We start from the raw sequence: 25,009 nt of genomic DNA on the forward strand, positions 1-25,009 counted from the left end.
ACGCAGCAGACCGACCGCAAAGCCCTCGGCCCTTCGGGCTGGAGTGAAAGCGGGCGATGGGACGCCCCGGCTGCTTGCACAAGCGCGAGCCCCTGCGGCGCATCCGAGCCATCCACTCATCCCGAAGGCACTCCAACACGGCCACGGCATGATCGCAAACACCTTCTAGGCCTTGTATTGACGGCACTGATTGTAGGAACGCTGGCCGCCTGCTCGAGCCCACCGCCCGCAAGCCCCTCCCGCCCCCCGGCCATCCCGGCGCCCCTGCCGCCCGGCGCGGTGGTTCTGCCGGGCGACACCGGCCCGCTGCCCCCGCCGATGTCCCAGCCTAAGAGCCGCTGGGTGCCCGTGCGCTGGGCCGAGCTGCCCGGCTTCACCGAAGACGCGCTGCACGAGGCCTGGAACGCCTGGATCAAGAGCTGCGAGCGGCCCGCGCCGCCCTTCACCTCGCTGTGCAGCGACGTGCGCCAGCTGAGCATCGCCACAGGTGAGGAGCAACGCGCCTGGCTCATCGCGCGGCTGCAGCCCTACCGCGTGGAGGCGACCGACGGCAACCCCGACGGCCTGCTAACGGCCTACTACGAGCCGATGATGGAGGGCTCCCGCCAGCCCGGCAACGGTTTCAACGTGCCGGTCTACCGCGTGCCCGCCGGGCTCGGGACGCGCAAGCCCTGGTACACGCGCCAGCAGATCGAGACACTGCCCGAGGCCCAGGCCGCGCTGGCCGGCCGGGCCATCGCCTGGCTGCGCGACCCGGTCGAATCGATGGTGCTGCACATCCAGGGCTCGGGCCGCCTGCGCATCGCCGAGGCGGACGGCACGGTGTCGCTGGTGCGCGTGGCCTACGCGGGCACCAACGACCAGCCCTACCAGAGCATCGGCCGCTGGCTGCTGGACCAGGGCTACACCCGCGACGCCACCTGGCCCGGCATCCGCGCCTGGCTGGCCGCCAACCCCCAGCGCACGAATGAGCTGATGTGGACCAACCCGCGCTACGTGTTCTTCCGCGAGGAGCCGCTGAGCCCGCTGGACGCGGGCTTTGGCCCGCGCGGCGCGCAGGGCGTGCCGCTCACCCCCGGCCGCTCCATCGCCGTGGACCGCCAGAGCATTCCCTACGGCACGCCCGTGTGGCTCGCGTCCAGCGGGCCGCAGGTGCAGCTCAACCGCATGGTGATGGCCCAGGACACCGGCAGCGCCATCCTGGGCGCGGTGCGCGCGGACTTCTTCACGGGCTGGGGACCGGAGGCGGGCGACATCGCCGGGCGCCTGAAGCAGAACCTGCGGCTGTGGGCGCTGTGGCCCCGGTGATTTTTTTAAGTCATTTTAGCTTCCAGCCCTTATTGGAAAAGCGCTGAAAGCTATTGAATCAGGAGCATTTTCTTCAAGTGTCCCTGTGCCCCAACGCCCCGCGGCTGGCGGCCCCGTTCACGGGCACGGCACCCGCGCCGCATCGGTTTCCACCCGCTGGGCCGCAGCGGCCGCCGCGAACGCCATGGCCGGCGGCACGGTCACGGTGTGCAGTTGATCGCCTTCGATGCGGTACTCGTACTCGCGCGTCGAGCCCACCATCTCCGTCCTGAAGGTGCTGCCCGCCATGGTGGCCGCATACACCCGGGGGCGGACGACCTGATACCGGTACGTGGTGGTGGCCGTCCCGCTGGTGGTCTTGCAGGTGGATTCGAACTGGTCCGCCTTGAATTGCAGGGTGCAGCGGCCGGAGGTGTCTTCGGCCTTTTCGCCATCCGGGGCGGTCAGCACGATCCTGGCGGCGCGCCAGCAGCCGAGCAGGGAGGGGTCGGGGGCCGCCGCGCAGGCCCAGGAGGCCGCGAGCGCAAGGGAGAGGAAGCTGGAACGCGTGAAGCACTTCATAGGGAGGTCAACGTGCAAGGTCAGGGGCTGGGGCGGGCCTTTGCAAGGCATCCCGCGATGGTAGAGGCATCGTCCCTGGCGCCCCGCGCTGCAGGGCTGCCCGCCCCCGGGGCCCTGGCGCCCTACGGCTCCACCGTCCACCGCGTCACCCGCGGCGGCGCATCGCCCACGTGGAAGGCCAGCTTGCGGTCGCGCAGGGCCACGTCCGAGGCCGTCACCCGGTCGAAGCGCCGCAGGTGCTCGGTCCACGACTCGTCCTCGATGCGCTCCACATACCGCGCGGGCTGGCTGATGTCGTGCAGTAGCTGCCAGCCCAGGGCGCCCTGGCGCAGGCGGCTGCGGCGGCTTTCCTGCATGGCGGCGCGGAATTCGGCTGCGCGGGCCGGGTCGATGAAATACTCGATCGTGACCACGAGGTGCCCCGCCCCCGGCGGCACGTCGGCCACGGGCGCCTGGAAGGCGCGCGAGGGGCTCAGGTCCTCCTCCATGCTGCGGTCGGCCACCAGGCGCTGCACCAGCAGCATGGCCACCACGCCGGTGCCTGCGGCGATTCCCAGGCTCGCGTGCACGTCGCTCACCGTGGCCACCTGGCCCCACACGGCGGCACCCAGGGCCGTGGAGCCCATGATGGCCATCTGGTAGATCGACATGCCGCGCGCGCGCACCCAGTTGGGCAGCGCCAGCTGGGCCGACACGCTCAGTGAATTGGCCGTGGTGATCCACGCCATGCCGGCCACGAACATCGCGGGCACGGCCACATACACGTTGGGGGCCACGGCCATCACGCCGGTGGCCGCCGCCTGCAGCAGCGTGCCCCGGATCACCAGCACGTCGCGCGCCATGGCCTGGCGCAGGCGCGGCAGGAACATGGCGGCGGTGATGGCCCCCGCGCCCATGGACGCGAGCAGCAGGGTGAAGGTGCCCGCGCCGCCGCCTTCCAGGCCCCGGGCCAGCAGCGGCAGCAGGGCCAGCAGCGCGGTGGCGTGCAGGAAGAAGATGGAGATGCGCCACAGCACGGCCCGCATGCTGGGCGACTGCCGCACGAACTGCAGGCCCACGCGCATGGCGCTGGGCAGCTTCTCGCGGCCGAGCGGGCTGGGCACGTGGGTGCGCTTCCAGCGCATGATGACCAGGCCCGAGATGACGGACAGCACGGCGTTGAGCACGAACACCCAGGCGCTGCCCGCGCTGGCGATGATGGCACCGGCCAGCAGCGGGCCGATGATGCGCGAGGCGTTCATGGCCACGCCGTTGAGCGCCAGCGCCGCGGGCAGCTGCGGGCGGCTGACCAGCTCGGGCACGATGGCCGCGAACACCGGCCAGCGCATGGCCAGGCCGATGCCGTTGGCGAACGTGAGCGCGAGCAGCAGCGGCGCCGTCATGCCGCCCGCCATGATGGCCACGCACAGCACCAGCGCCACGGCGGCCACCCAGAACTGCGTGGCGATGAAGTAGCGCCGCCGGTCCAGGATGTCGGCCAGCGCACCGCTGGGCAGGCCCAGCAGGAACACGGGCAGCGTCGAGGCCGACTGCACCAGGGCCACCAGGATGGGCGAGGTGGTGAGCGTGGTCATGAGCCAGGCGGCCGCCACGTCGTTCATCCACATGCAGGTGTTGGCCGCCACCCAGGTGAGCCAAAGCATGCGGAACACGGGCACCGACAGCGGCGCCAGGGGCGAGAGCGAGGCGGAGTGGTCGAGCCGCGCCGCCACGGATTCTTCCGTGCCCTGGGCGAGGGCCGCGCGGTCCGCGGCCGCTTCACGCGCCGCGAGGTCGGCGGGCGCTTCGGGGGCCGGGCTCAGTTCAGGAGGGGGCGGGGGCGCAACGCTGCGCGTGCTTTCGTGGGACGGCAAAGGTGGCATGTCCGCGCATTGTGCGACGGGTTCTGCCGCCGCGCTGCGCCCGGCGGCGCGTCCGACGCCGGTGCAGGGGCATGGCCCGGGCCGGCGGCCCGATGCATTTTGGGCACCTGGCGCTTTCCCAGCAAGCGCCAAAAGCTATTGAAATGATAGCAATCAGGATTTGGCGCGCGCCAGGTGCGTGAGCGGCAGCGCGCTGCTGGCCTTGACCTCGCCCAGCGAAAAGCTGGTGTGCATGTCTTTCACGTTGGGCAGGTTGAGCAGCACGTCGCGCGCGAACTGCGAAAAGCTGTCCAGGTCGCGCGCCACCACCTGCAGCTCGAAGGTGCCCGTGCCGCTGATGTAGTGGCAGGCCACCACCTCGGGGATGCGCGCGATCGCCGCCTCCATCTCGCGCGTGAGGTCGCCGGTGCTGCGGTCGGCATCCAGCCGCACGAACGCCAGCACCCCCAGGCCGATCTTGTGCCGGTCGATCTCGGCGCGGTAGCCCTTGATGAAGCCCTGCTCCTCCAGCGCCCGCACCCGCCGCCAGCAGGGCGCGGCCGAAAGGCCCACGCGCTGGGACAGTTCGGCGTTCGTCAGGCGTGCGTCAGCCTGCAGCTCATTGAGGATGGCGATGTCGAATTTGTCGAGAGTGTTCACAAAATGGCCGTACCGAGAAAGATCCTTTCTCAGAATAGCCCAAACACGGCACAGAACGCAAAGACATATCAGCAATGCAGACATACACTTCTCTGCACACTGGAGTCGCTGCCCTAAACGGGCGGAAGGACTGCGCCCCGACCGGGCCCACAAGGCCCGGCCCCACAAAAAAGCCATTGGAGACATAGCCATGAACGCCCCACTGCCCGAGCACATCCGCAAGGCCCTCGAAACCGTCACGCTCGACGACAAATACTCTTTGGACCACGGCCGGGCGTTCATGAGCGGGGTGCAGGCCCTGGTCCGCCTGCCCATGCTGCAGCGCCAGCGCGACGCCGTGGCCGGCCTGAACACCGCCGGTTTCATCAGCGGCTACCGGGGCTCGCCCCTGGGCACGTACGACCAGGCGCTGTGGGCGGCCAAGAAGCATCTGGCGGCCAACAACATCGTCTTCCAGCCCGGCGTGAACGAGGAACTCGGCGCGACGGCCGTCTGGGGCACGCAGCAGCTCGACCTGTATCCCCAATCCAAGAAGTTCGACGGCGTCTTCGGCATCTGGTACGGCAAGGGTCCGGGCGTGGACCGCTGCTCGGACGTGTTCAAGCACGCCAACATGGCGGGCACCGCCAAGCACGGCGGCGTGATCGCGATTGCGGGCGACGACCACATCAGCAAGAGCAGCACGGCCGCGCACCAGAGCGACCACATCTTCAAGGCCTGCGGCACGCCGGTGTTCTTCCCCAGCAGCGTGCAGGAAATCCTGGACATGGGGCTGCACGCCTTCGCCATGAGCCGCTTCTCGGGCGTGTGGTCGGGCATGAAGACCATCCAGGAGGTGGTGGAGTCCTCGAGCAGCATCTCGGTGGACCCGGACCGCGTGAAGATCGTGATGCCCGAGGACTTCGTGATGCCGCCCGGCGGCCTGCACATCCGCTGGCCCGACGCGCCGCTGGAGCAGGAAGCGCGCCTCATGGACTACAAGTGGTACGCGGCCCTGGCCTATGTGCGTGCCAACAAGCTCAACTACAACGTGATCGAAGGCCAAAACGACCGCTTCGGCATCATCGCCAGCGGCAAGGCCTACAACGACACGCGCCAGGCCCTGGTGGACCTGGGCCTGGACGATGACACCTGCCGTCAGCTGGGCATCCGCGTGCACAAGGTCAACGTGGTGTGGCCGCTCGAAGCCACCATCACGCGCGACTTCGCCCAGGGCCTGCAGGAGATCCTGGTGGTCGAGGAAAAGCGCCAGGTCATCGAATACCAGCTCAAGGAAGAGCTGTACAACTGGCGCGCCGACGTGCGCCCCAACGTGCTGGGCAAGTTCGACGAGCCCGAGGGTGATGCCACGGGCGGCGAATGGTCCATGCCCAACCCCAGCCAGAACTGGCTGCTGCGCGCCAAGGCCGACCTGACGCCGGCCATCATCGCCAAGGCGATCGCCAAGCGCCTGAAGAAGCTGGGCGTCTCCAGCGACATCATCGCGCGCATGGATTCGCGCATCGCCATCATCGAGGCGAGCGAGCGCGGCATGGCCGAGCTCAAGGTGGACACGGGCGAGCGCGCCCCCTGGTTCTGCAGCGGCTGCCCGCACAACACCAGCACCCGCGTGCCCGAGGGCTCGCGCGCCGTGGCCGGCATCGGCTGCCACTACATGGCCAACTGGATGCCCGACCGCAACACGTCCACCTTCACGCAGATGGGTGGCGAGGGCGTGACCTGGGTGGGCCAGGCGCCGTTCACCACCGACCAGCACGTGTTCGCCAACCTGGGCGATGGCACCTACTTCCACAGCGGGCTGCTGGCCATCCGCCAGAGCATCGCGGCGGGCACCAGCATCACCTACAAGGTGCTCTACAACGACGCCGTGGCCATGACCGGCGGCCAGCAGGTAGGCGAGCGGCCCGAGGGCCACTCGGTGCTGCAGATCATGAACAGCCTGAAGTCCGAGGGCGTGGCCAAGCTCATCATCGTGACCGATGAGCCGCAGAAGTACGACGGCGTGGCGCTGGCCGAGGGCGTGACGGTGCACCACCGCGACGAGCTCGACACGCTGCAGCGCCAGTTCCGCGAGATCAAGGGCTGCACGGTCATCATCTACGACCAGACCTGCGCGACCGAAAAGCGCCGCCGCAGAAAGCGCGGCACCCTGGCCACGCCCGACAAGACCGTGGTCATCAACGAGCTGGTGTGCGAGGGCTGCGGCGACTGCTCCACCAAGTCCAACTGCCTGAGCGTGGAGCCGGTGGAGACGGAATTCGGCCGCAAGCGCCGCATCAACCAGAGTACCTGCAACAAGGACTACTCGTGCGTGAACGGCTTCTGCCCGAGCTTCGTCACAGTGGAAGGCGGCAAGCTCAAGAAGCCCAAGAAGGAAAAGAAGGGCGACCTGGCCAGCCTGCCGGCCATCCCTGAGCCGGTGCTGCCCGTGGCCGAAGCGGCCTGGGGCATCGTGGTCGGCGGCGTGGGCGGCACGGGCGTGATCACCATCGGCTCACTGCTGGGCATGGCCGCGCACCTGGACGGCAAGGGCGTCATCACGCAAGACGCCGGCGGCCTGGCCCAGAAGGGTGGCGCCACCTGGAGCCACATCCAGATCGCCAACCGGCCCGAGGCCATCTACACCACCAAGGTCGACACCGCCAAGGCCGACCTGGTGATCGGCTGCGATTCCATCGTCGCCGCGCACAAGTACACACTGGCCGTGATGCAGCCGGGCCGCACCTTCGTGGCGCTGAACACGCATGGCACGCCCACGGCGGCCTTCGTGACCAACCCGGACTGGCAGTTCCCGGGCGCCAACTGCGACAGCGCCATCGCGGCGGCCGTGGGGGCCGGCGGCGTGGGCAGCTTCGATGCCGAGCAGGTGGCCACGCAGCTCTTGGGCGACAGCATCTACACCAACCCGCTGATGCTGGGCTACGCCTGGCAAAAGGGCCGCGTGCCACTGACCTACGCGTCGCTGATGCGTGCGATGGAGTTGAACGGCGTGCAGGTGGACAACAACAAGGCCGCCTTCGAATGGGGTCGCCGCTGCGCGCACGACCTGGCGTCGGTGCAGGCACTCTTCCAGGCCGCGCAGGTGATCCAGTTCGTCAAGAAGCCTTCGCTGACCGAAATGATCGCCAAGCGCGTGGAGTTCCTCACGGGCTACCAGAATGCCGCCTACGCGTCCGAGTACACGGCCTTCGTAGAGAAGGTGCGCGCCGCCGAAAGCAAGCTGGGCACCACCACCCGCCTGTCGGAGGCCGTGGCCCGCTACCTGTTCAAGCTGATGGCCTACAAGGACGAGTACGAGGTCGCGCGCCTGCACACCGACAAGGCCTTCACGGACAAGATCGCGAACATGTTCGAAGGCGACTACAAGCTGGTGCACCACCTGGCCCCTCCGATGACGGCCAAGAAGAACGACAAGGGCGAACTCGTCAAGCAGCCGTTCGGCCCCTGGATGCGCAGCGCCTTTGGTCTGCTGGCCAAGATGAAGGGGTTGCGTGGCACGGCACTGGATGTGTTCGGCAAGACCGAGGAGCGCCGCATGGAGCGCGCGCTGATCGTGGAATACCGCGCCTGCATCGAGGAGCTGCTGGCCCGCCTGAACGCGGACAACCTGGCCCTGGCCGTGGAGATCGCCCGCATCCCCGAGGAAATCCGGGGCTATGGCCACGTGAAGGAGCGCCACCTGTCGGCCGCACGCCCCAAGTGGGACGGCCTGATGGCGCAGTGGCGCGCCGGCGGCACCACCGCCCAGCCGCAGCGCCAGGCGGCGTGAAGCCGGCTGCCGTGGCAGCCCTGTCGTGAAGAGCCCGCGCACCGCGCGGGCTTTTTACTATCAAGTCAGGAGCATCAAATGATTGACAGGCTGGCATCAATGGCCATTTTGATCTGATTTTTTCCCGCCATCGCGGCGCACCGCCCGCCCGCGGCAAACACCCGCCAGCGGCTTGGGTCTTCCCCCTTGGGCCGCGCACAGGGGGCCGCATACAATGCCCTGTTCCGCCCTGGAAGGCGCCCTCGCGCCGGCCCCTGGCGGGTTTTGTGAATTTTGACCATCCGTTGTGGAGTCCAGTCCGTGTTTATTTCTTCCGCTTTTGCCCAAACCGCACCCGCCGCAGCCGCTGGTGGTACCGACATCATGTCCTCGCTGACCGGCATGCTGCCCCTGGTGCTCATGTTTGTGGTGCTCTACTTCGTCATGATCCGCCCCCAGATGAAGCGCCAGAAGGAACACCGCGCCATGATCGACGCCATCGCCAAGGGTGATGAAGTGGCCACCTCCGGCGGCATCGTCGGCAAGGTCACGCGCCTGTCCGAAGGTTTCCTGCACATCGAGATCGCCAACGGCGTCGAAGTGCAGCTGCAGCGCAGCGCCGTGGTTCAGGTCCTGCCCAAGGGTTCGGTCAAGTAATCAATGAACATTCCCCTGAGGCGCTGCGCGCCTTCCCCTTGCCCCCGCGCCGCGCGGGAGGGGGACGACGCCCCCGGACTGGCAGAGCCAGATCCACGGCGTCCCTGGCAGGGGTCGGCGCATGGCGCCATGCACAACTGAGATAAGAGCGCGATCATGAACCGTTATCCGGTCTGGAAGTACGCGATCCTGGTGATCGTGCTGCTGGTGGGGGTCCTGTACACCCTGCCCAATTTCTTTGGCGAAGCGCCTGCGGTGCAGGTTTCGTCGGCCAAGGCCACCGTCAAGGTGGACACCGCCGTGCAGCAGCGGGTGGAAGAAGCGCTCAAGGCCGCGGGCGTCACGCCCGACTTCGTGGCGCTGGAGGGCAACTCGGTGCGCGCGCGCTTTGACACGCCCGACACCCAGCTCAAAGCCAAGGACGCGATCCAGAAGGCCCTGGTGCCCGATGCCAGCGATCCGTCGTACATCGTGGCGCTGAACCTCGTGTCCCGCTCGCCCGTCTGGCTCAAATCCCTGCATGCCAACCCCATGTACCTGGGCCTGGACTTGCGCGGTGGCGTGCACTTCATGCTGCAGGTGGACATGCAGGCGGCCCTGACCAAGAAGGCCGAGTCCTATGCGGGCGACATCCGCACCGCGCTGCGCGACAAGAGCATCCGCCACGGCGGCATCAGCCGCGAAGGCCAGAACATCGACATCAAGGTGCGCGACGAGGCCATGCTGACGGCGGCCCGCAACCTGATCGCGGACCAGTTCACCGACCTGCAGGTCGCCAGCACGCCTGAAGGCAGCGAATTCAAGCTGCGCGCCTCCATCAAGCCCGAAGCCACGCGCCGCGTGCAGGAGCAGGCCCTCAAGCAGAACATCGTCACGCTGCACAACCGGATCAATGAGCTGGGCGTGGCCGAGCCCGTGATCCAGCAGCAGGGCCTGGACCGCATCGTGGTGCAGCTGCCCGGCGTGCAGGACACCGCCAAGGCCAAGGACATCCTGGGCCGCACGGCCACGCTGGAAGTGCGCATGGTGGACGAGGGCACCGAGGCCCGCACCGCCGAGACTGGCCGCGGCCCCGTGCCGTTCGGCTCCGAACGCTACCTGGAGCGCAGCGGCCAGCCCGTGATCGTCAAGAAGCAGGTCATCCTGACCGGCGAGAACCTGACCGACGCGCAGCCCGGCTTCGACGGCCAGACGCAGGAGCCGACCGTCAACCTCACGCTGGATGCCAAGGGCTCGCGCATCTTCCGCGACATCACGCGCGAGAACGTGGGCAAGCGCATGGCCATCGTGCTGTTTGAAAAGGGCAAGGGCGAGGTGGTGACGGCCCCCGTGATCCGCAGCGAAATCGGCGGCGGCCGGGTGCAGATCTCCGGCCGCATGACCACGGCGGAAGCCAACGACACCGCGCTGCTGCTGCGCGCGGGCTCGCTGGCCGCACCGATGGAAATCATCGAGGAATTCACCATCGGCCCGACGCTGGGCGCAGACAACATCGAACGCGGCATCCACAGCGTGGTCTGGGGCCTGGCGGCCATCGCGGTCTTCATGTGTTTCTACTACACGCTGTTCGGCGTGTTCTCCAGCATCGCGCTCGCCGTGAACGTGCTGCTGCTGGTGGCCATCCTGTCGATGCTCCAGGCCACCCTGACCTTGCCGGGCATTGCCGCCATGGCGCTGGCCATCGGCGTGGCCATCGACTCGAACGTGCTGATCAACGAACGCATCCGCGAGGAACTGCGCTCCGGCATGTCGCCGCAGGCGGCCATCCATGCGGGCTACGAGCGCGCCTGGGCGACCATCCTGGACTCGAACGTGACGACGCTGATCGCGGGCCTGGCGCTGCTGGCCTTCGGCTCCGGCCCGGTGCGCGGCTTTGCCGTGGTGCACTGCATCGGCATCCTGACCAGCATGTTCTCGGCCGTGTTCTTCTCGCGCGGCCTGGTGAACCTGTGGTATGGCCGCCAGAAGAAGCTCAAGAGCGTGTCGATCGGCCAGGTCTGGAAGCCGGACGCCGATGCCGCCGTGGCCAAGACGAACTAAGAAACTCCAAGCAAGGAACAAAGATCATGGAGTTTTTCCGCATTCGAAAAGACATCCCGTTCATGAAGCACGCGTTGATCTTCAACGCGATCTCCTTCATCACGTTCGCGCTGGCCGTGTTCTTCCTGCTCACGCGCGGGCTGCACCTGTCGGTGGAGTTCACGGGCGGCACGGTCATGGAAGTGGCCTACAGCCAGCCGGCCGAGCTGGCCAAGGTCCGCGAGACGGTCTCCGGCCTGGGCTATCCCGACGTGCAGGTGCAGAACTTCGGCACGGCCCGCGACGTGATGATCCGGCTGCCCGTGCAAAAGGGCGTGACGTCGGCGCAGCAAAGCGAACAGGTACTGGGCGCGCTCAAGGCCGCCAACCCCGAGGTCACGCTGCGGCGCACCGAGTTCGTGGGCCCGCAGGTGGGCGAGGAACTGGTGCACGGCGGCTTGATGGCGCTGGCCATGGTCGTGGTGGGCATCGTGATCTACCTGGCCTTCCGCTTCGAGTGGAAGTTCGGCGTGGCGGCCATCATCGCCAACCTGCACGACGTGGTGATCATCCTGGGCTTCTTCGCGTTCTTCCAGTGGGAGTTCTCGCTGTCGGTGCTGGCGGCCGTGCTGGCCGTGCTGGGGTATTCGGTCAACGAATCGGTCGTGATCTTCGACCGGATCCGCGAGGCCTTCCGCAAGTACCGCAAGATGACGACGCACGAGGTGATCGACCACGCCATCACGAGCACGATGAGCCGCACGATCATCACCCACGCATCCACCGAGGCCATGGTGCTGTCGATGTTCTTCTTTGGCGGCCCGAGCCTGCACTACTTTGCCCTGGCGCTCACCATCGGCATCCTGTTCGGCATCTACTCCTCCGTGTTCGTGGCCGCGGCCATCGCCATGTGGCTCGGTGTGAAGCGCGAAGACCTTGTCAAGCCCGTGAAGAAGGATGGGGATCCGAACGATCCCCATGCCGGGGCCACCGTCTGAACCGCTAATATCGGTCCATGCAAGCCACGCCCCCTTCCGTTCCACAGCGCCGCCTGGCCCGCCAGGCGCGCCAGCGGTTCGTAGAGGGGCTGTGCGGCGGACTCCCGGACCTGGACAAGACGGTCCTGGATTTCCTGACAACGCTGATGTCCCAGACGGGCACAGCGCGCGAAATGCAGGCGCACCGCGATGCCTGGATGCAATATCAGCAGCACCATGCTGCCTGGACCGAACGCACCGGCAAGGCCTGGCGCGATGCGCTGGCGCCGCACAGCAGCACCACCCGCGGCACCCTCGCCACCGGCGGCGCGAGCCCCCAGTTCGAGCTGCTGAGCGACGACGTGGTGGAAAACAAGATCCTGGCTTCCCGCATGGCCCTCACGGTCAGCGAACAGGTCAGCCACCAGTTCGACACCTTGCGCCAGCGCACCCAGTCGCTGGAAGGGCAGGAGCTCGACAGCAGCGACATCCTCCGGCCCGACGCCGTGTGCCTGCTGCTGGTCGAGCAGTGGGTCGAGGCCGGCCTGCCCCGCACCGACCTGCAGACCGTGGTGGACCCGTTGCAGCGGGAACTGGCCAACCTGCTCCAGAAGCAGTACCAGGCCGTCAATGTGTTCTATGTGGAGCAGGGCGTCACGCCCCAGGCCGACCTCAAGTCGCGCGTGCGGCGCACTTCGGGCGGCACGGTTGCCGGTGGCGCCAGCAACTCTGGTGCCGGGGGCCTGGCGTCCCAGGCGCTGGCCCAGACGCGGGAAGCCATGGCTGCGGCGCGCGGCGGCGGCATCCCCCAGCCGGGCGGCGGTCACCCCATGCCCCAGCATCACCTGCCCGGCGGCAGGCCGCCGGCGGGCTATCCGCGGCATGGCCTGCCCACGGGGTTTGCCACGGGCATGACCCCGCTGGCGCGGGCCCGCCAGCGGGCGCAGGGCGTGATGGGGCAACTGCGCAGGCTGCTGACGCAACCGGCGACCGGGTTCGACATGGTCAATGCCCCGCCGGCTTCGGCCGCGCTCGCCCATGCCCTCACCGCCCACCGCGTGCACGCCGACACCTACTACAGTGGCGTGGCCACCCTGATGGAAGACTACAGTCCCGCGGCCGTGGTGCAGTTGGCGGGCGCGGTGCGCGAACGCTCGACCGAGCTCAAGAAGAAGGCCTCCACCGCCGGGGAAAAAGCCATCATCGAAGTGGTGGCCCTGATGTTCCAGAGCATCCTGGCCGAGGACCGCATCCCGCCGGCCGTGCGTGTCTGGTTTGCCCGGCTTCAGGTGCCCGTGCTGCGCGTGGCGCTGGCCGAGCCAGAGTTCTTCAGCAACCTCAACCACCCCGCGCGCCAATTGATCGACCGCATGGGGGCCTGCGTGATGGGCTTTGATGCCACCAGCATCAATGGCAGCGCGCTGGAGGCGGAAATCCGCCGCGTGGTCCAGGTGATCGAGCAGTACCCCGAGACCGGCCGGCGTGTGTTCCAGCTGGTCTACGACGAGTTCGAGAAATTCCTGTCCAAGTTCCTCACCGAAAAGCAGGCCACCTCGCGCCTGGTCACGGTGGCCCAGCAGGTCGAGCAGAAAGAAACCCTGGCGATCCAGTACACCATCGAGCTGCGCACGATGCTGCGCGACATGCCGGTGCGCGACGAGATCCGCGAGTTTCTCTTCAAGACCTGGGCCGAGGTGCTGGCCCTGTCGGCCGTGCGCGACGGCCCGCAGCACGCAGACACCGTATCGCTCAAGCGCACGGCCGCGGACCTGGTCTGGGCGGCCAGCGCCAAGCCCAACCGCAGCGACCGCGCGCAGGTCATCCAGAATCTTCCGGGCCTGCTGCAACGCCTGCGCCAGGGATTGGCCCTGATGGGGGTGAATGGCCCGGCGCAGGATGCGCAGATCAAGGTCCTCACCGACACGCTGGCCGACGCCTTCCTCTCCAAGACGGCATCCATTCCGCAGGCACACATCGACGCCATGGCCAAGCGCCTGGCCAACCTTGAGGATTTCATCAACGACGCGACGCTGGGCGACATGCCGCTCAACGCCGACAACATCGAGATGATGCTGGGCATTGATGCCTCGTCCATCCATGTGGTCGCCGACAACGGCGCGCCCGTTCAGGACGACATGGTCGCCTGGGCCCAGGAACTGCAGCCTGGCACCTGGTACACGCTGGACCACAACGGGGCATCGGCCCAGGTCCAATATGCCTGGCAAAGCCAGCGCAAGCAGCTGCATTTGTTCGCCGCTGTCGACGGCAGCAGCTACCTGATCCAGTTGCGCAGGCTCGCAGCCTATCTGCAGGCCGGCTTGCTCGTGGCCCAGGACGAAGAGGGCCTGACCTTGCGCGCCACGCGCGATGCGCTGGCCAAGCTGGACGCCAACCCCGAGCGGCTTCTGGACTGACCAGGCCCGGGCGCACCGAACGAAGCGGCGCGCGCCCGAACCACCACCGTCCAGAGGGGGCGCCTCAGGCGGTCCCCAGCCGCTGGAACAGGCCGCCCGGCAAACGGGCAACGCGGCCCTCGAGCTCCAGCTCCAGCAACGCCACCTGCAGCGACGCCGCATCCATGCCGGTGCGGGCCACCAGGGCATCCACGCCCATGGGGTCAAAACCCAGGGCCTTCAGCACAGGGCTGTCTGCCCCCCCGGGGATGCCCGGGTCGGTGTTGCTGCATGCTGATCCGGAGTCAACGAGCTGCCTGTCCACCGCCGGGGCGGAAGGCAGGCGCAACTCTTCCAGCACGTCCTGCGCGGACTCCACCAGCTTGGCCCCCTGGCGTATCAGCGCATGGCAGCCCCGTGATTGCGGTGCGTGGATGGAGCCGGGAATCGCAAACACTTCGCGGCCCTGTTCGGCCGCCATTCGGGCAGTGATCAGCGACCCCGAGGCCAGTGCCGCCTCGACCACCAAAGTCCCCTGGGAGAGGCCGGAAATGATGCGGTTGCGCTTGGGAAAATTGGCGGCCAGCGGTGGCGTGCCCAGGGGGTACTCGCTGACCAGAAGCCCGTGCGTGGCGATGCGGTGCGCGAGGTCCAGGTTCTTGCGCGGATAGACACGGTCGAGCCCCGTGCCCACCACGGCAATGGTGGCAGGTGCAACCTGCGCCGCAGCTTCAGTGTCAACGTCCAGCGCCCCTTCATGGGCCGCAGCATCCACCCCCAGCGCAAGCCCCGAGACAATGGTGAGGCCCGCCCCGCGCAGTGTCCGGGAAAAAAGCCGCGCGTTGTCCGCGCCTTGGGCGGTGGGATTGCGGCTTCCGACCACCGCGAGGCACCGGCCAACGGGAAACGGGGCCTGCGTGACCAGCCGGGCCGGGCCCATCAGGTACATCAGCAGCGGCGGGTCTTCGGTATCCAGCAGAGACTGTGGATACCGGTGGTCACCCAGCGTGACCACCGCGCGCGCAGGCCCCTGGGGATCGGCGCCCTCCAGCCATTGCCAGGTGGTATCGAGCAGCGCTTCCCATTCGGTGGGCACGGCGCACAGCGCCTTGGCCTGGGCCAAGGTCACACATTGCTGCAGCGCAGACTCCGATTGCTGGAAGACCGCCTGGGGCAGGCCAAAGCGCGCCAGCAGGCGCCGTGCGGCGCCATTGCCCACCCCCGCGGAGAGGGTGAGGCGCAACCATGCTCCCAGCTCGTCGCGGTCCATGATGGCGGTTGTAGAAGGCAAACAGCAGCAAAACAGGCCAGGGCCCGTGCCGCCCCTGGGCGGCTTCGCGGCCCCGGCAGGTCCGCGCAGTTACTCCTGGGGATTCACCAGGCGGTCGCCAACCCGCACGCCACTGCGAATCTCCAGGATCAGGGCATACGAAACCCGGTCGAAGGTCCGGAACACCATGGCGGTTCCGTTGTTCTCACTGGGCAGCTTGACCATGGTCTTCGCATCGCCGGTCACATCCTTGATGCGATCGCCCTTGGTCAGCAACGACAGCACATGGCCCGGCTCGATGCCGTCCTGCGAGCCCAGGTTGATCGCAACCACCTGGTTCTGGGCGGCGTAGGCCGCCGAGAAGCTACCGTAGATGGAGACGACCCGCGCGTCGACGTCGATATGGGGCGCACGGGGTGTGTAGCTGGTAAAGACCCGGGCGGGCGCAGGCAGGATGCGGTCCCCCGCGCGGATCTCCTCCTTGGTGCCCGACAGATCCACCGTGGCAGGCACATACTCGGAAACATAGCCGCCCTTGCCGTTGGGGATGTCCTCGAAAGACTCTCCCCGCACCAGCTCGGCCTTGCCCAGATACTGCGCTTCGTACCCCAGGATTTCACCCGTCACGGGATCCTTCATGGCCACGGCATCGCGAAAGACACGGAAGAAACGGGGCTCGCCCGCCTCGGCTCGAACGGGTGCGGAAGCATCCCCGCGCACATAGGCCCGGTCGCCACTGGCCATCAGCACCCGGTCTTCGGTGGTAGCGATGATGCGGGGAGCGCGCTGCAGCACCTGGGCATCCACCACCAGGGGCTCCACGAGGAAAGGCTCGATCAGGTGGGGCTTGAGGGTGGGCAGCGCGGTGCTGGCCAGGCTGTCGCTGCGGGTGCGCGGAGACACGCGCACCGTCTGCGTCTCGGGTTCCGCCACGCCCGGGGGCGTGGTCCGCAGGCGTGCGTAGCCTCCATCCTTGTCCAGATACAGCGTCTGGCCCGGGTAGATCAGGTGGGGGTTCGGAATGGACTGGAGGTTCATGCCCCACAGCTCGGGCCAGCGCCAGGGACGCTTGAGGTACATGCCCGAAATGCCCCACAGCGTGTCGCCGCGCTTGACGGTATAGGTATCCGGTGCGTTGGGCGCCAGCTCCGAAAGGGGAACGCCACGCTCCGATACCTGCTGTGCGGTCGCGCGCTGGCCGCTGGAGATGGGGTGGTTCTGCGCCTGGGCCGGGGCGATCAGCAAAGCGCCAGCGATCATGGTGAGCGCGCCCAGGGCGGTCCGCCGAACGCTGGTGAATGCCGTCATGTTGTTCCTCTTCTCATGCATTGTGAAACGCCCCCTCACTGGCGCCTCGGTGCCAGCAGCATGCGGGCGACCGGGCAAATACGTTACAAACCCTCTTAGATTCTCTGCTCAAGCCCTTGATTCGGCAACGATTATTGGCCTGCAACGCTGCGGCGAACCTCAAAAGTGGCGAAAATAGCGACATCTCTCGGCAGCATCCATGGCAATCCTTCCCATTCTCTGTTACCCGGACCCCCGGCTCCACAAGGTCGCCCGCCCCATCGAGGCGGTGGATGACCGCGTCCAAAAGCTGGCGGCCGACATGCTCGCCACCATGTACGACGCCCACGGCATCGGCTTGGCCGCCACCCAGGTGGACGTGCATGAGCGGCTGGTCGTCATCGACGTGTCCGAGGAGCGCGACGCGCCCTTGGTGCTGATCAATCCGGAACTTGTCTGGACCAGTGCGGAAAAACACCTCAACGACGAGGGCTGCCTCTCGGTGCCCGGTATCTATGACGGCGTGGAGCGCTTCGATGCCGTGCATGTGCGGGCACTGGATGCGCAGGGACAGTCGCGCGTCATCGAGGCCGATGGCCTGCTGGCAGTCTGCATCCAGCACGAGATGGACCATCTGATGGGCAAGGTGTTCGTGGAATACCTCTCGCCGCTCAAGCGCAACCGCATCAAGACCAAGATGATCAAGCAGCAGCGGGGGGCGCGCGAGTGACCCGCCCGGCGCTCTGCACCCTCAGGGGTGGCGGAGTGCTGGCGCTGTCGGCGCTGGTGGTCCAGCTCGCGGGCTGCGCGCTACCCGCCCGTGAAACGCCCGGCGCGCTGCGCGCCGATGTCATCGCCAGGCTGGGACCACCCACCGCCACCTTCTCCCTGCCGGGCGGCGAGCGGCTGCTGTACTCCGAGCTTCCCGCGGGGTTTGCGGCCTATAACCTGGATTTCGACGCCAGCGGCAAGCTGGTGCGCAACGAACAGGTGCTGACGCAGACACGCTTTGAGAACATCCCCGTCGGAGCCTGGACCCTCGCCGATGTGCAGCGCACCTTCGGCGCCCCCTTGCGCGTGGAACGGGTGGCGCGTTTTGATGGCGACATCTGGACCTACCGCTTCCGCCAGAATTCCGACCCGCGCCTGGCCCATGTCCACCTGGACCGCCAGGGCGTGGTGCGGCTCGTGATGTTCACGGACGAACAGCCCAACTTCGACAACACGCGCGACTGACCTGCCGCGCACCACCCCATTGGTTTCCATGAGAGTCATTTTTGCCGGCACGCCCGAATTCGCCCGCGCGGCGCTGGAACAGCTTCTGGCCGCAGGCTTCACCGTCCCGCTGGTCCTCACCCAGCCCGATCGCCCCGCGGGCCGCGGCATGAAGCTCCAGGCGTCTCCCGTCAAGCAGTGCGCGCTGGACCACCGCATTCCCGTCGCCCAGCCGCGCAGCCTGCGCCTGGAAGGCAAATACCCGGACGATGCCGCCGCAGCGCGCGACGCCCTGCTGGCCGCCCAGGCCGATGTGATGGTGGTGGCCGCCTATGGGCTCATCCTGCCGCAGTGGGTGCTGGACCTCCCGCCACGGGGATGCCTGAACATCCATGCCAGCCTTCTGCCGCGCTGGCGCGGCGCGGCGCCCATCCACCGCGCCATCGAAGCCGGGGACGCGGAAACCGGCATCACGATCATGCAGATGGACGCTGGCCTCGATACCGGGCCCATGCTGCTCACGGAGCGGCTGGCCATCGCGCCGACGGACACGACCGCCTCCCTGCACGACCGGCTGGCCTCCCTGGGCGGCCGCATGATCGTGGAAGCGCTCGAACTGGCCGCCTGCGGGGGCCTGCGGACAGAACCCCAGCCAGCCGAAGGCATCACCTATGCCCACAAGATCGAAAAAGCCGAAAGCACCATCGACTGGTCTTTGCCTGCCACGCTGATCGGGCAGCGCATCCGGGCCTTCGATCCCTTTCCTGGCGCCAGCACCGAATGCGCAGGAGAAACGATCAAGGTATGGAGCTATGAAATAGATAGCAATACACCCAATACTGGAAAGCACCACGGCCAGATAATCTCGGTGGACGGCCAGGGCGTGGCGGTGGCCTGCGGCGAAGGCGCGCTGCGCCTGACCACCTTGCAGCGCGCCGGCGGCAAGCGGCTGGCGGCAGCGGATTTCCTGCGGGGGTTCGACCTGCAGCCCGGCATGGTGCTGGGCGCCGCGCCCGCCGCGGCGGTGGCGCCGGCATGAGCCGCAGGGACCTCGTCGGCCGCACGCTGCGCCACCCCTCCTTTCGCATGGCCGCCACCGACATGGTGGGCACGGCCGTGGGCATTGGCGCGTGGGGCCTGGTCACCGGGGTGGTCATGGTCAAGAGCGGCCTGCCCATCGGCATGGCCGTCTTCATGTCCCTGGTGGTGTATGCCGGCAGCGCACAGCTGGCGGTCATCCCGCTGATGGCGGCGGGCGCGCCGCTGTGGGTGGTCTGGCTCACGGCCAGTTGCGTGAACCTGCGCTTCGTGATCTTCAGCAGCATGTGGCGCAGCTACTTCGCGCACCTGCCCGTGCGGCAGCGGCTGGCCGTGGGCTATTTCAGCGGCGACGTGATCTATGTGGCCTTCATGAAACGCTTTCCCGAACCGCGCCCGCAGCCCGAGCAGTTGCCGTACTTCTGGGGCGCGGCGGCCACCAACTGGCTGGCCTGGCAGGTGCCGTCCATCGCGGGCATCTTCCTGGCCAATGCCGTGCCGCTGTCCTGGGGCCTGGGGTTCGCGGGCGTGCTGGCGCTGCTGGGCGTGCTGCTGTCGCTGCTGTTCGACCGGGCCACCTGGCTCGCCACGGGTGTCGCCGCGACGGCCGCGATCGCGGCCTTCGCGCTGCCGCTCAAGCTCAACATCCTGGTGGCCCTGGCCGCCGCCGTGGCCGCGGGGTTGCTCATGGAGGCCGTGGACCGCCGCCGCCACAAGCCGGAACTGCTGCTGGTGCCCGCTGACAGCGTGATGCCGCCCGAGGAACGCGAACACGTCGAGGCGGGCGACATCGTGCCGCTGCGCGAGGAGCGCCACCCATGAATGCGCCCTGGTCGTCCTGGTGGGATCTGCTGGAACCCTTCATCGCCGTGGCGGGGCTGGCCGTCATCACGGTGGTCTCGCGCTCCTTCTTCATGATTCCCGAGCGCGAGCTGCCCCTGCCCGACTGGCTCAAGCGCGGCCTCAAGTACGCGCCACTGGCCGCCCTGACGGCCGTGATCGCGCCCGAGATCCTCATCACCCGGGGCGAGCTCATCGATACGCTCATGGACGCCCGGCTCCCCGCCGTCCTGTGCGCGAGCGCGTACTACTTCTGGCGGCGGGGCATCCTGGGGACCATCGTGGTCGGCATGGCCGTGTACCTGCCGCTGCACATCGGATGGGGCTGGTAGGGATCGGTGGCGGGGCAGGGCCGCGGGATGGGGCCGCGGGTGGGGCCGCCTAAAATGGCGGCCCTGATCCACGTGCCCCCACCAGGAAGCCCCCTCCCATGAACATCCTCCGCTTTTCCGATCTCTGTGCCCAGGGCAAGGCCCAAGGCCAGCGCGTCTTCATCCGCGCCGACCTGAACGTTCCACAGGACGACGCCGGCCGCATCACCGAAGACACCCGCATCCGCGCATCCATTCCCTGCATCCGCATGGCGCTGGACGCCGGCGCCGCGGTGATGGTGACCAGCCACCTGGGCCGTCCGACCGAAGGCGAATTCAAACCCGAGGATTCCCTGGCCCCCGTGGCCGCGCGCCTGGCCGAGCTGCTGGGCCGCGAGGTGCCCCTGGTCTCGAACTGGGTGGACGGCGTCGCCGTCGCCCCCGGCCAGGTCGTGCTGCTGGAGAACTGCCGCCTGAACGTGGGCGAGAAGAAGAACAAGGAAGACCTGGCCCGCAAGCTGGCCGCTCTCTGCGACATCTTCGTGAACGATGCCTTTGGCACCGCCCACCGCGCCGAAGGCACGACCTACGGCATCGCCCAGTTCGCACCGATCGCCTGCGCCGGCCCGCTGCTGTCGGCCGAGATCGATGCCCTGACCAAAGCCCTGGCCCATCCCCAGCGCCCGCTGGCGGCCATCGTGGCGGGCTCCAAGGTATCGACCAAGCTCACCATCCTCAAGAGCCTGGCCGACAAGGTGGACCAGCTCATCGTGGGGGGCGGCATTGCCAACACCTTCATGCTGGCGGCGGGCCTGCCCATCGGCAAGAGCCTGGCCGAGCCCGACCTGCTGGAAGAAGCGCGCGCCGTGATCGCCGCCATGAAGGCGCGGGGCGCGGAAGTGCCGATCCCGACCGACGTGGTCACCGCCAAGAGCTTTGCCGCCGACGCCCCCGCCACCGTCAAGGCCGCGGCCGATGTGGCCGAGGACGACCTGATCCTGGACATCGGCCCCGACACCGCCGCCCGCCTGGCCGCCCAGCTCAAGTCGGCAGGCACCATCGTCTGGAACGGCCCCGTGGGCGTCTTCGAATTCGCCGCCTTTGAGAACGGCACGCGCGAGATCGCCAAGGCCATCGCCGACTCGCCCGCGTTCAGCATCGCCGGTGGTGGCGACACCCTGGCGGCCATCGCCAAATACGGCATCGACAAGCAGGTGGGCTACATCTCCACGGGAGGTGGGGCCTTCCTGGAAGTGCTGGAAGGCAAGACGCTGCCCGCGTTTGAAATCCTCGAAAAACGCGCCGTTACCAGTGTTTGAAATTTGTTACACGCGGACGCACAAGCAAATGCAGCCGCGCGTAAGCAAGCACGCCAATCTGTGACCAAAAACAACGAATTGCGTGTGTCTGGGCGCAGTTACCTCAATTTTTTCTTGTTTTTGTTGAGTATCGCGCCCAGAATTATTTTTCAATCGCGTGGGATGTATCTGTTCATGTCCCCGCCTCTCAAAGTCCGTAGGAGGGAATCATGAAATTTTCAAAGGCAGTCAGCTTGGCGGTGCTCGCCGGCGCTGTGGCTACTTTGGCGGGATGTGCTTATCGTTCGCCCATTCCCCTGGCGGAAAACTTTGAGCTCACGGTACAACCCAAGGTCCGCTCCGCCGGTCACTGGGAACTGGTTTCCAACGACGTGGTGGCGCAAACGCTCAGCACGCTCGACAAGTCTGGCATGGCGCCGGGCACGCCGCTGCATGTGGCCTTGCCGCCCAACCCCAGCCCGTTCGACCTGGCGTTCCGCGACTTCCTGATCACCAAGCTGGTCCAGAGCGGCGCCCCCGTGCTGCAAGACCCCGGCCAGACGCTCAACGTGACCTACAACACGCAGGTCGTTCGCCACAACAGCCCGCGCCCCCATTTCATTCCCGGCCAGTTCACCATGATCGCCGCGGGCCTGATGGCCGCCTATGGCCTGCGCCACGAACACCTGGACGCGCAGATGCTGGCCACGCTGGGCCTGACCTCGCTGGCCGACTACGGCGCCAGCATCAACTCGGGCGGCCCCACCAACACCGAAATGATCCTGACCACCACCGTGACGCGGGGCGGCCAGTACGTGGCACGCAAGACCGATGTGTACTACCTGGAAAACGCGGACACGCCGTTGTTCCTGCGCCCCTCGTACTACAAGAACGTCAACATGAAGGTGGTCTCGCAATGAAATCCACAGCACTTCTGACCGCGCTGGCCGCCGCAGCCCTGCTGGCAGGTTGCGCCAACAACGGCACGCCCGTGCGCACGGAGCCCACGTACCAGGAAGCCGCCAACAACCAGTTCCTGGCCAACAGCCGCGATGCCGTCGCCAAGCTCACCGCGGGCTTTGACCTGAGCGCCGCAGGCAGCGGCCCGGTCCTGGTGGCCACCATCGTGAACGTGAACGACCTGAGCCGCTCAGCCCCCCTGGGCCGCACGCTGTCCGAGCAGTACGCCTCGCACATGGCGTCCAGCGGCTTCAACGTCAAGGAAATCAAGCTGCGTGGCGACGTGTTCGTGCGCGAAGGCGCCGGCGAGCTGCTGCTGTCGCGCGAGATCAAGGACATCGCGCGCAGCCACAACGCGTCGCTGGTGCTCGTCGGTACGTACTCGGCCGCGGCCAACTACACCTACGTGAGCCTGAAACTCGTGCGCACCGAAGACAGCCGCATCATCCGCGGCTACGACTACGCACTGCCCAACGACCGCGACGTGCAGCGCCTGCTGGCCGTACAGCGCTGAGCGGCCGGCCGCAAGCCGGTCCCGCACAAGAGCAATCAAAAAGGCCGTCTCGACGGCCTTTTTTGTTGCCCGCCGGCGGCCACCAGGCCATGCCGGTGCCACGGCAGCCGTCCCGGCCGCCAGAAAACCCCGCCGCGGCGGATGCCCCCACCTAAAATCACGCCCCATGACTTTCACCGACATGCTGCGCGACGCCACGGCGCAGAACAACTCCCTGCTGTGCGTGGGCCTGGACCCGGAACCCACGCGGTTTCCCGTGGGAATGCAGGGCGAAACGCACAGGATCTACGACTTCTGCGCGGCCATCGTGGACGCCACGGCCGACCTGGTCTGTGCGTTCAAGCCCCAGATCGCCTACTTCGCCGCGCATGGCGCCGAAGACCAGCTTGAGCGCCTGATGCAGCACATGCGCGCCAACGCGCCGCACGTGCCGGTGATCCTGGACGCCAAGCGGGGCGACATCGGCTCCACGGCCGAGCAGTACGCCAAGGAAGCCTTCGAGCGCTATGGCGCCGATGCGGTCACGCTGTCGCCCTTCATGGGGTTCGACTCCATCGAGCCCTACCTGGCCTACCACGGCAAGGGGGCCTTCCTGCTGTGCCGCACCTCCAACCCGGGCGGCGACGACCTGCAGACCCAGCGCCTGGCCAGCGTCGAAGGCCAGCCGCTGATGTACGAGCACGTGGCGCGTCTGGCGCAGGGCCCCTGGAACAAGAACGGCCAGCTGGGGCTGGTGGTTGGCGCCACCTACCCGCAGGAGATCGAACGCGTGCGTGGCATCGCGCCCACGCTGCCGCTGCTGATTCCCGGCGTGGGAGCCCAGGGGGGCGATGCCGTGGCCACGGTGCGGGCGGGGCTGCGCGACGGGGGGCCGATCATCGTGAACTCGTCGCGCTCGATCCTGTACGCATCCAAGGGCAGCGACTTTGCGGCCGCCGCCCGTACCGAGGCCCAGCGCACCCGCGCGGTGCTCGAAGCGGCGCGCGCGCGCTGATCCGCACCCGCACGGCCCCCAGCCCCGCGCCGCCGCCGCACCCCGGATCGGCCCATGCAGCTCAAGTGGCTTGAAGACTTCATCGTTCTCGCGCAGGAGCGCAGTTTCACGCGCGCGGCCGAACTGCGGCATGTGACGCACCCCGCATTTGGCCGGCGCATCCGCGCGCTGGAGGCCTGGGCGGGAACGCCGCTGGTGGAGCGGGGCGGCGGCCCCGTCTCGCTCACGCCCGCGGGGCAGAGCTTTCTGGAGACCGCAGGCCACATGGCGCGCAGCCTGGCGCAATCGCACGAGGAACTGCAGAGCCTGGCCGGCCGGCAGGCCCGCACCGTGACGCTCGCCACGGGCCGCACGCTGGCACGCACCGTCGTGGCCGACTGGCTCGTGCGGCTGCAGCCCCTCCTGCAGAACGGCGAGCTGTGCATCCGCACCCGCGCCCTGGCCGACACCGTGGCGATGCTCGAGCGCAACGAGGCCGACTTCTCGCTGGTCTACCACCATCCGGCACTGGCGATCCGGCTGGACGCGCGCCAGTTCACGCACGTCACCGTGGCCTCCGACCGGCTGGTGCCCGTGTCGCGCGCCACCGCGCAGGGCCAGGCGCTGCACCGGTTCGGGCAGGGCACGGCACTGGTGCCCTACCTGGCCTACGCGCCCCAGCTGGCCCTGGGCCGGCTGGTGGAAGACCACCTGACGCAGAACCCCCACGCGCCGCGCCTGCAGCGCGTGGTGGAGTGCGACTCCGCCGACGCCCACTACGAATACGTGCAAAAGGGCCTGGGCGTGGCCTGGCTGCCCTGGTCCATGGTGCATGCCGATTGCAAGGCCCGGCGCCTGGCGCCCGCGGGCGACGCGCGCATGGAAGTGCGCTTCGACGTGCGCCTGTACCGGCCCAAGCGCCGCCTGGGGCCCCTGGCCGAGGCGCTGTGGAAAGCCCTCTCCCAGCGCTGAAGCCCAGGGGTTTCCACCAGGGCCTGCAACCCATTTGGCAACAGACCGTGCCGTTTCAGCACCACGCTGGGGGGCGCGCCTTTTCACAATCGTGCCACCCACCGCGCGTGCCGCCGGGGCCGGCCTGCATGCATGCATGCACCGCCGGCCCGGGGCGCGCGGTGCCC

Annotated in this window: 21 protein-coding genes; 16 read left to right on the forward strand and 5 right to left on the reverse strand. The window is 67.8% G+C overall.

The annotated features are described in order from the left end of the window. Window positions 1–177 precede the first annotated feature (177 nt). Window positions 178–1,308 (forward strand): murein transglycosylase A, encoded by a 1,131-nt coding sequence (mltA, locus tag AC07OD_RS12645; RefSeq protein ID WP_369643732.1) that lies wholly within the window; start codon window positions 178–180, stop codon window positions 1,306–1,308. 117 nt (window positions 1,309–1,425) lie between these two features. Here mltA and AC07OD_RS12650 read toward each other — a convergent pair whose 3' ends face one another. From AC07OD_RS12650 to AC07OD_RS12660, 3 genes are all read right to left on the reverse strand, one after another. Then, complete coding sequence (locus AC07OD_RS12650) at window positions 1,426–1,869, reverse strand: hypothetical protein (protein WP_255594852.1); 444 nt, start codon at window positions 1,867–1,869, stop codon at window positions 1,426–1,428. Between the two features lie 122 nt (window positions 1,870–1,991). Then, entirely contained in the window at window positions 1,992–3,731 is a 1,740-nt protein-coding gene (locus AC07OD_RS12655; protein WP_218339426.1) for an MFS transporter, read from the reverse strand. Between the two features lie 153 nt (window positions 3,732–3,884). After that, entirely contained in the window at window positions 3,885–4,370 is a 486-nt protein-coding gene (locus tag AC07OD_RS12660) for an Lrp/AsnC family transcriptional regulator (RefSeq protein WP_494596931.1), read from the reverse strand. A gap of 190 nt (window positions 4,371–4,560) precedes the next feature. On the opposite strand from AC07OD_RS12660, the gene AC07OD_RS12665 reads away from it, so the two are divergent. The 5 genes from AC07OD_RS12665 to AC07OD_RS12685 all read left to right on the forward strand — a co-directional run bounded on the left by AC07OD_RS12665 (window position 4,561) and on the right by AC07OD_RS12685 (window position 14,185). Then, window positions 4,561–8,139 (forward strand): indolepyruvate ferredoxin oxidoreductase family protein, encoded by a 3,579-nt coding sequence (locus tag AC07OD_RS12665; protein WP_494596933.1) that lies wholly within the window; start codon window positions 4,561–4,563, stop codon window positions 8,137–8,139. Between the two features lie 300 nt (window positions 8,140–8,439). Beyond that, window positions 8,440–8,775 carry a preprotein translocase subunit YajC gene (gene yajC, locus AC07OD_RS12670; protein WP_218297126.1) on the forward strand — a complete coding sequence of 112 codons (336 nt, stop codon included), beginning with the start codon at window positions 8,440–8,442 and terminating at the stop codon, window positions 8,773–8,775. A gap of 156 nt (window positions 8,776–8,931) precedes the next feature. Next, window positions 8,932–10,815 (forward strand): protein translocase subunit SecD, encoded by a 1,884-nt coding sequence (gene secD / locus AC07OD_RS12675; RefSeq protein ID WP_218297125.1) that lies wholly within the window; start codon window positions 8,932–8,934, stop codon window positions 10,813–10,815. 26 nt (window positions 10,816–10,841) lie between these two features. After that, window positions 10,842–11,792 carry a protein translocase subunit SecF gene (gene secF, locus AC07OD_RS12680; RefSeq protein WP_218297124.1) on the forward strand — a complete coding sequence of 317 codons (951 nt, stop codon included), beginning with the start codon at window positions 10,842–10,844 and terminating at the stop codon, window positions 11,790–11,792. A 17-nt stretch (window positions 11,793–11,809) separates the two neighbouring features. Continuing rightward, the gene (locus tag AC07OD_RS12685) at window positions 11,810–14,185 is read left to right on the forward strand and encodes a DUF1631 domain-containing protein (RefSeq protein ID WP_494596936.1); all 2,376 of its coding nucleotides are present in this window, start codon (window positions 11,810–11,812) and stop codon (window positions 14,183–14,185) included. Between the two features lie 64 nt (window positions 14,186–14,249). Here AC07OD_RS12685 and dprA read toward each other — a convergent pair whose 3' ends face one another. Then, window positions 14,250–15,434, reverse strand: coding sequence for a DNA-processing protein DprA (dprA, locus tag AC07OD_RS12690; protein WP_494596938.1), 1,185 nt, complete (start codon window positions 15,432–15,434; stop codon window positions 14,250–14,252). Between the two features lie 90 nt (window positions 15,435–15,524). Next, entirely contained in the window at window positions 15,525–16,742 is a 1,218-nt protein-coding gene (locus tag AC07OD_RS12695; protein WP_494596940.1) for a LysM peptidoglycan-binding domain-containing protein, read from the reverse strand. A 199-nt stretch (window positions 16,743–16,941) separates the two neighbouring features. Here AC07OD_RS12695 and def point away from each other — a divergent pair, with 199 nt between their 5' ends. From def to AC07OD_RS12745, 10 genes are all read left to right on the forward strand, one after another. After that, window positions 16,942–17,451, forward strand: a complete 510-nt coding sequence (def, locus tag AC07OD_RS12700) for a peptide deformylase (protein WP_218297120.1) — start codon at window positions 16,942–16,944, stop codon at window positions 17,449–17,451. Window positions 17,452–17,486: 35 nt separating this feature from the next. After that, on the forward strand, window positions 17,487–17,957 hold the full coding sequence (locus AC07OD_RS12705; RefSeq protein ID WP_370627759.1) for a hypothetical protein: 471 nt from the start codon (window positions 17,487–17,489) through the stop codon (window positions 17,955–17,957). Window positions 17,958–17,985: 28 nt separating this feature from the next. Further along, window positions 17,986–18,975, forward strand: a complete 990-nt coding sequence (fmt, locus tag AC07OD_RS12710; RefSeq protein ID WP_494596942.1) for a methionyl-tRNA formyltransferase — start codon at window positions 17,986–17,988, stop codon at window positions 18,973–18,975. Next, window positions 18,972–19,796 (forward strand): AzlC family ABC transporter permease, encoded by an 825-nt coding sequence (locus AC07OD_RS12715; RefSeq protein ID WP_369643740.1) that lies wholly within the window; start codon window positions 18,972–18,974, stop codon window positions 19,794–19,796. The genes fmt and AC07OD_RS12715 overlap by 4 nt, the downstream gene beginning before the upstream one ends. Beyond that, complete coding sequence (locus AC07OD_RS12720) at window positions 19,793–20,146, forward strand: AzlD domain-containing protein (protein ID WP_218297116.1); 354 nt, start codon at window positions 19,793–19,795, stop codon at window positions 20,144–20,146. The genes AC07OD_RS12715 and AC07OD_RS12720 overlap by 4 nt, the downstream gene beginning before the upstream one ends. A 98-nt stretch (window positions 20,147–20,244) precedes the next feature. Then, on the forward strand, window positions 20,245–21,444 hold the full coding sequence (locus AC07OD_RS12725) for a phosphoglycerate kinase (protein WP_218297115.1): 1,200 nt from the start codon (window positions 20,245–20,247) through the stop codon (window positions 21,442–21,444). 209 nt (window positions 21,445–21,653) lie between these two features. Then, entirely contained in the window at window positions 21,654–22,343 is a 690-nt protein-coding gene (locus AC07OD_RS12730; protein WP_218297114.1) for a hypothetical protein, read from the forward strand. Further along, window positions 22,340–22,897, forward strand: coding sequence for a FlgO family outer membrane protein (locus tag AC07OD_RS12735; protein WP_494596945.1), 558 nt, complete (start codon window positions 22,340–22,342; stop codon window positions 22,895–22,897). Before AC07OD_RS12730 ends, AC07OD_RS12735 begins: the two co-directional genes overlap by 4 nt. Window positions 22,898–23,063: 166 nt before the next feature. Continuing rightward, window positions 23,064–23,891 (forward strand): orotidine-5'-phosphate decarboxylase, encoded by an 828-nt coding sequence (gene pyrF, locus AC07OD_RS12740; RefSeq protein ID WP_494596947.1) that lies wholly within the window; start codon window positions 23,064–23,066, stop codon window positions 23,889–23,891. 54 nt (window positions 23,892–23,945) lie between these two features. Continuing rightward, window positions 23,946–24,842, forward strand: a complete 897-nt coding sequence (locus tag AC07OD_RS12745; protein WP_218339419.1) for a LysR family transcriptional regulator — start codon at window positions 23,946–23,948, stop codon at window positions 24,840–24,842. Window positions 24,843–25,009: the final 167 nt, after the last annotated feature.

Source organism: Acidovorax sp. GW821-FHT10E03 (assembly GCF_059415205.1).

What these genes read in the sequence shown, in the direction of transcription:
- AC07OD_RS12650 (WP_255594852.1), bottom strand. Translation starts at nt 1,869, where the DNA reads ATGAAGTGCTTCACGCGTTCCAGCTTCCTCTCCCTTGCGCTCGCGGCC.
- AC07OD_RS12655 (WP_218339426.1), bottom strand. Translation starts at nt 3,731, where the DNA reads ATGCCACCTTTGCCGTCCCACGAAAGCACGCGCAGCGTTGCGCCCCCG.
- AC07OD_RS12665 (WP_494596933.1), top strand. Translation starts at nt 4,561, where the DNA reads ATGAACGCCCCACTGCCCGAGCACATCCGCAAGGCCCTCGAAACCGTC.
- secD (WP_218297125.1), top strand. Translation starts at nt 8,932, where the DNA reads ATGAACCGTTATCCGGTCTGGAAGTACGCGATCCTGGTGATCGTGCTG.
- secF (WP_218297124.1), top strand. Translation starts at nt 10,842, where the DNA reads ATGGAGTTTTTCCGCATTCGAAAAGACATCCCGTTCATGAAGCACGCG.
- AC07OD_RS12685 (WP_494596936.1), top strand. Translation starts at nt 11,810, where the DNA reads ATGCAAGCCACGCCCCCTTCCGTTCCACAGCGCCGCCTGGCCCGCCAG.
- dprA (WP_494596938.1), bottom strand. Translation starts at nt 15,434, where the DNA reads ATGGACCGCGACGAGCTGGGAGCATGGTTGCGCCTCACCCTCTCCGCG.
- AC07OD_RS12695 (WP_494596940.1), bottom strand. Translation starts at nt 16,742, where the DNA reads ATGACGGCATTCACCAGCGTTCGGCGGACCGCCCTGGGCGCGCTCACC.
- def (WP_218297120.1), top strand. Translation starts at nt 16,942, where the DNA reads ATGGCAATCCTTCCCATTCTCTGTTACCCGGACCCCCGGCTCCACAAG.
- fmt (WP_494596942.1), top strand. Translation starts at nt 17,986, where the DNA reads ATGAGAGTCATTTTTGCCGGCACGCCCGAATTCGCCCGCGCGGCGCTG.
- AC07OD_RS12715 (WP_369643740.1), top strand. Translation starts at nt 18,972, where the DNA reads ATGAGCCGCAGGGACCTCGTCGGCCGCACGCTGCGCCACCCCTCCTTT.
- AC07OD_RS12720 (WP_218297116.1), top strand. Translation starts at nt 19,793, where the DNA reads ATGAATGCGCCCTGGTCGTCCTGGTGGGATCTGCTGGAACCCTTCATC.
- AC07OD_RS12725 (WP_218297115.1), top strand. Translation starts at nt 20,245, where the DNA reads ATGAACATCCTCCGCTTTTCCGATCTCTGTGCCCAGGGCAAGGCCCAA.
- AC07OD_RS12730 (WP_218297114.1), top strand. Translation starts at nt 21,654, where the DNA reads ATGAAATTTTCAAAGGCAGTCAGCTTGGCGGTGCTCGCCGGCGCTGTG.
- AC07OD_RS12735 (WP_494596945.1), top strand. Translation starts at nt 22,340, where the DNA reads ATGAAATCCACAGCACTTCTGACCGCGCTGGCCGCCGCAGCCCTGCTG.
- pyrF (WP_494596947.1), top strand. Translation starts at nt 23,064, where the DNA reads ATGACTTTCACCGACATGCTGCGCGACGCCACGGCGCAGAACAACTCC.
- AC07OD_RS12745 (WP_218339419.1), top strand. Translation starts at nt 23,946, where the DNA reads ATGCAGCTCAAGTGGCTTGAAGACTTCATCGTTCTCGCGCAGGAGCGC.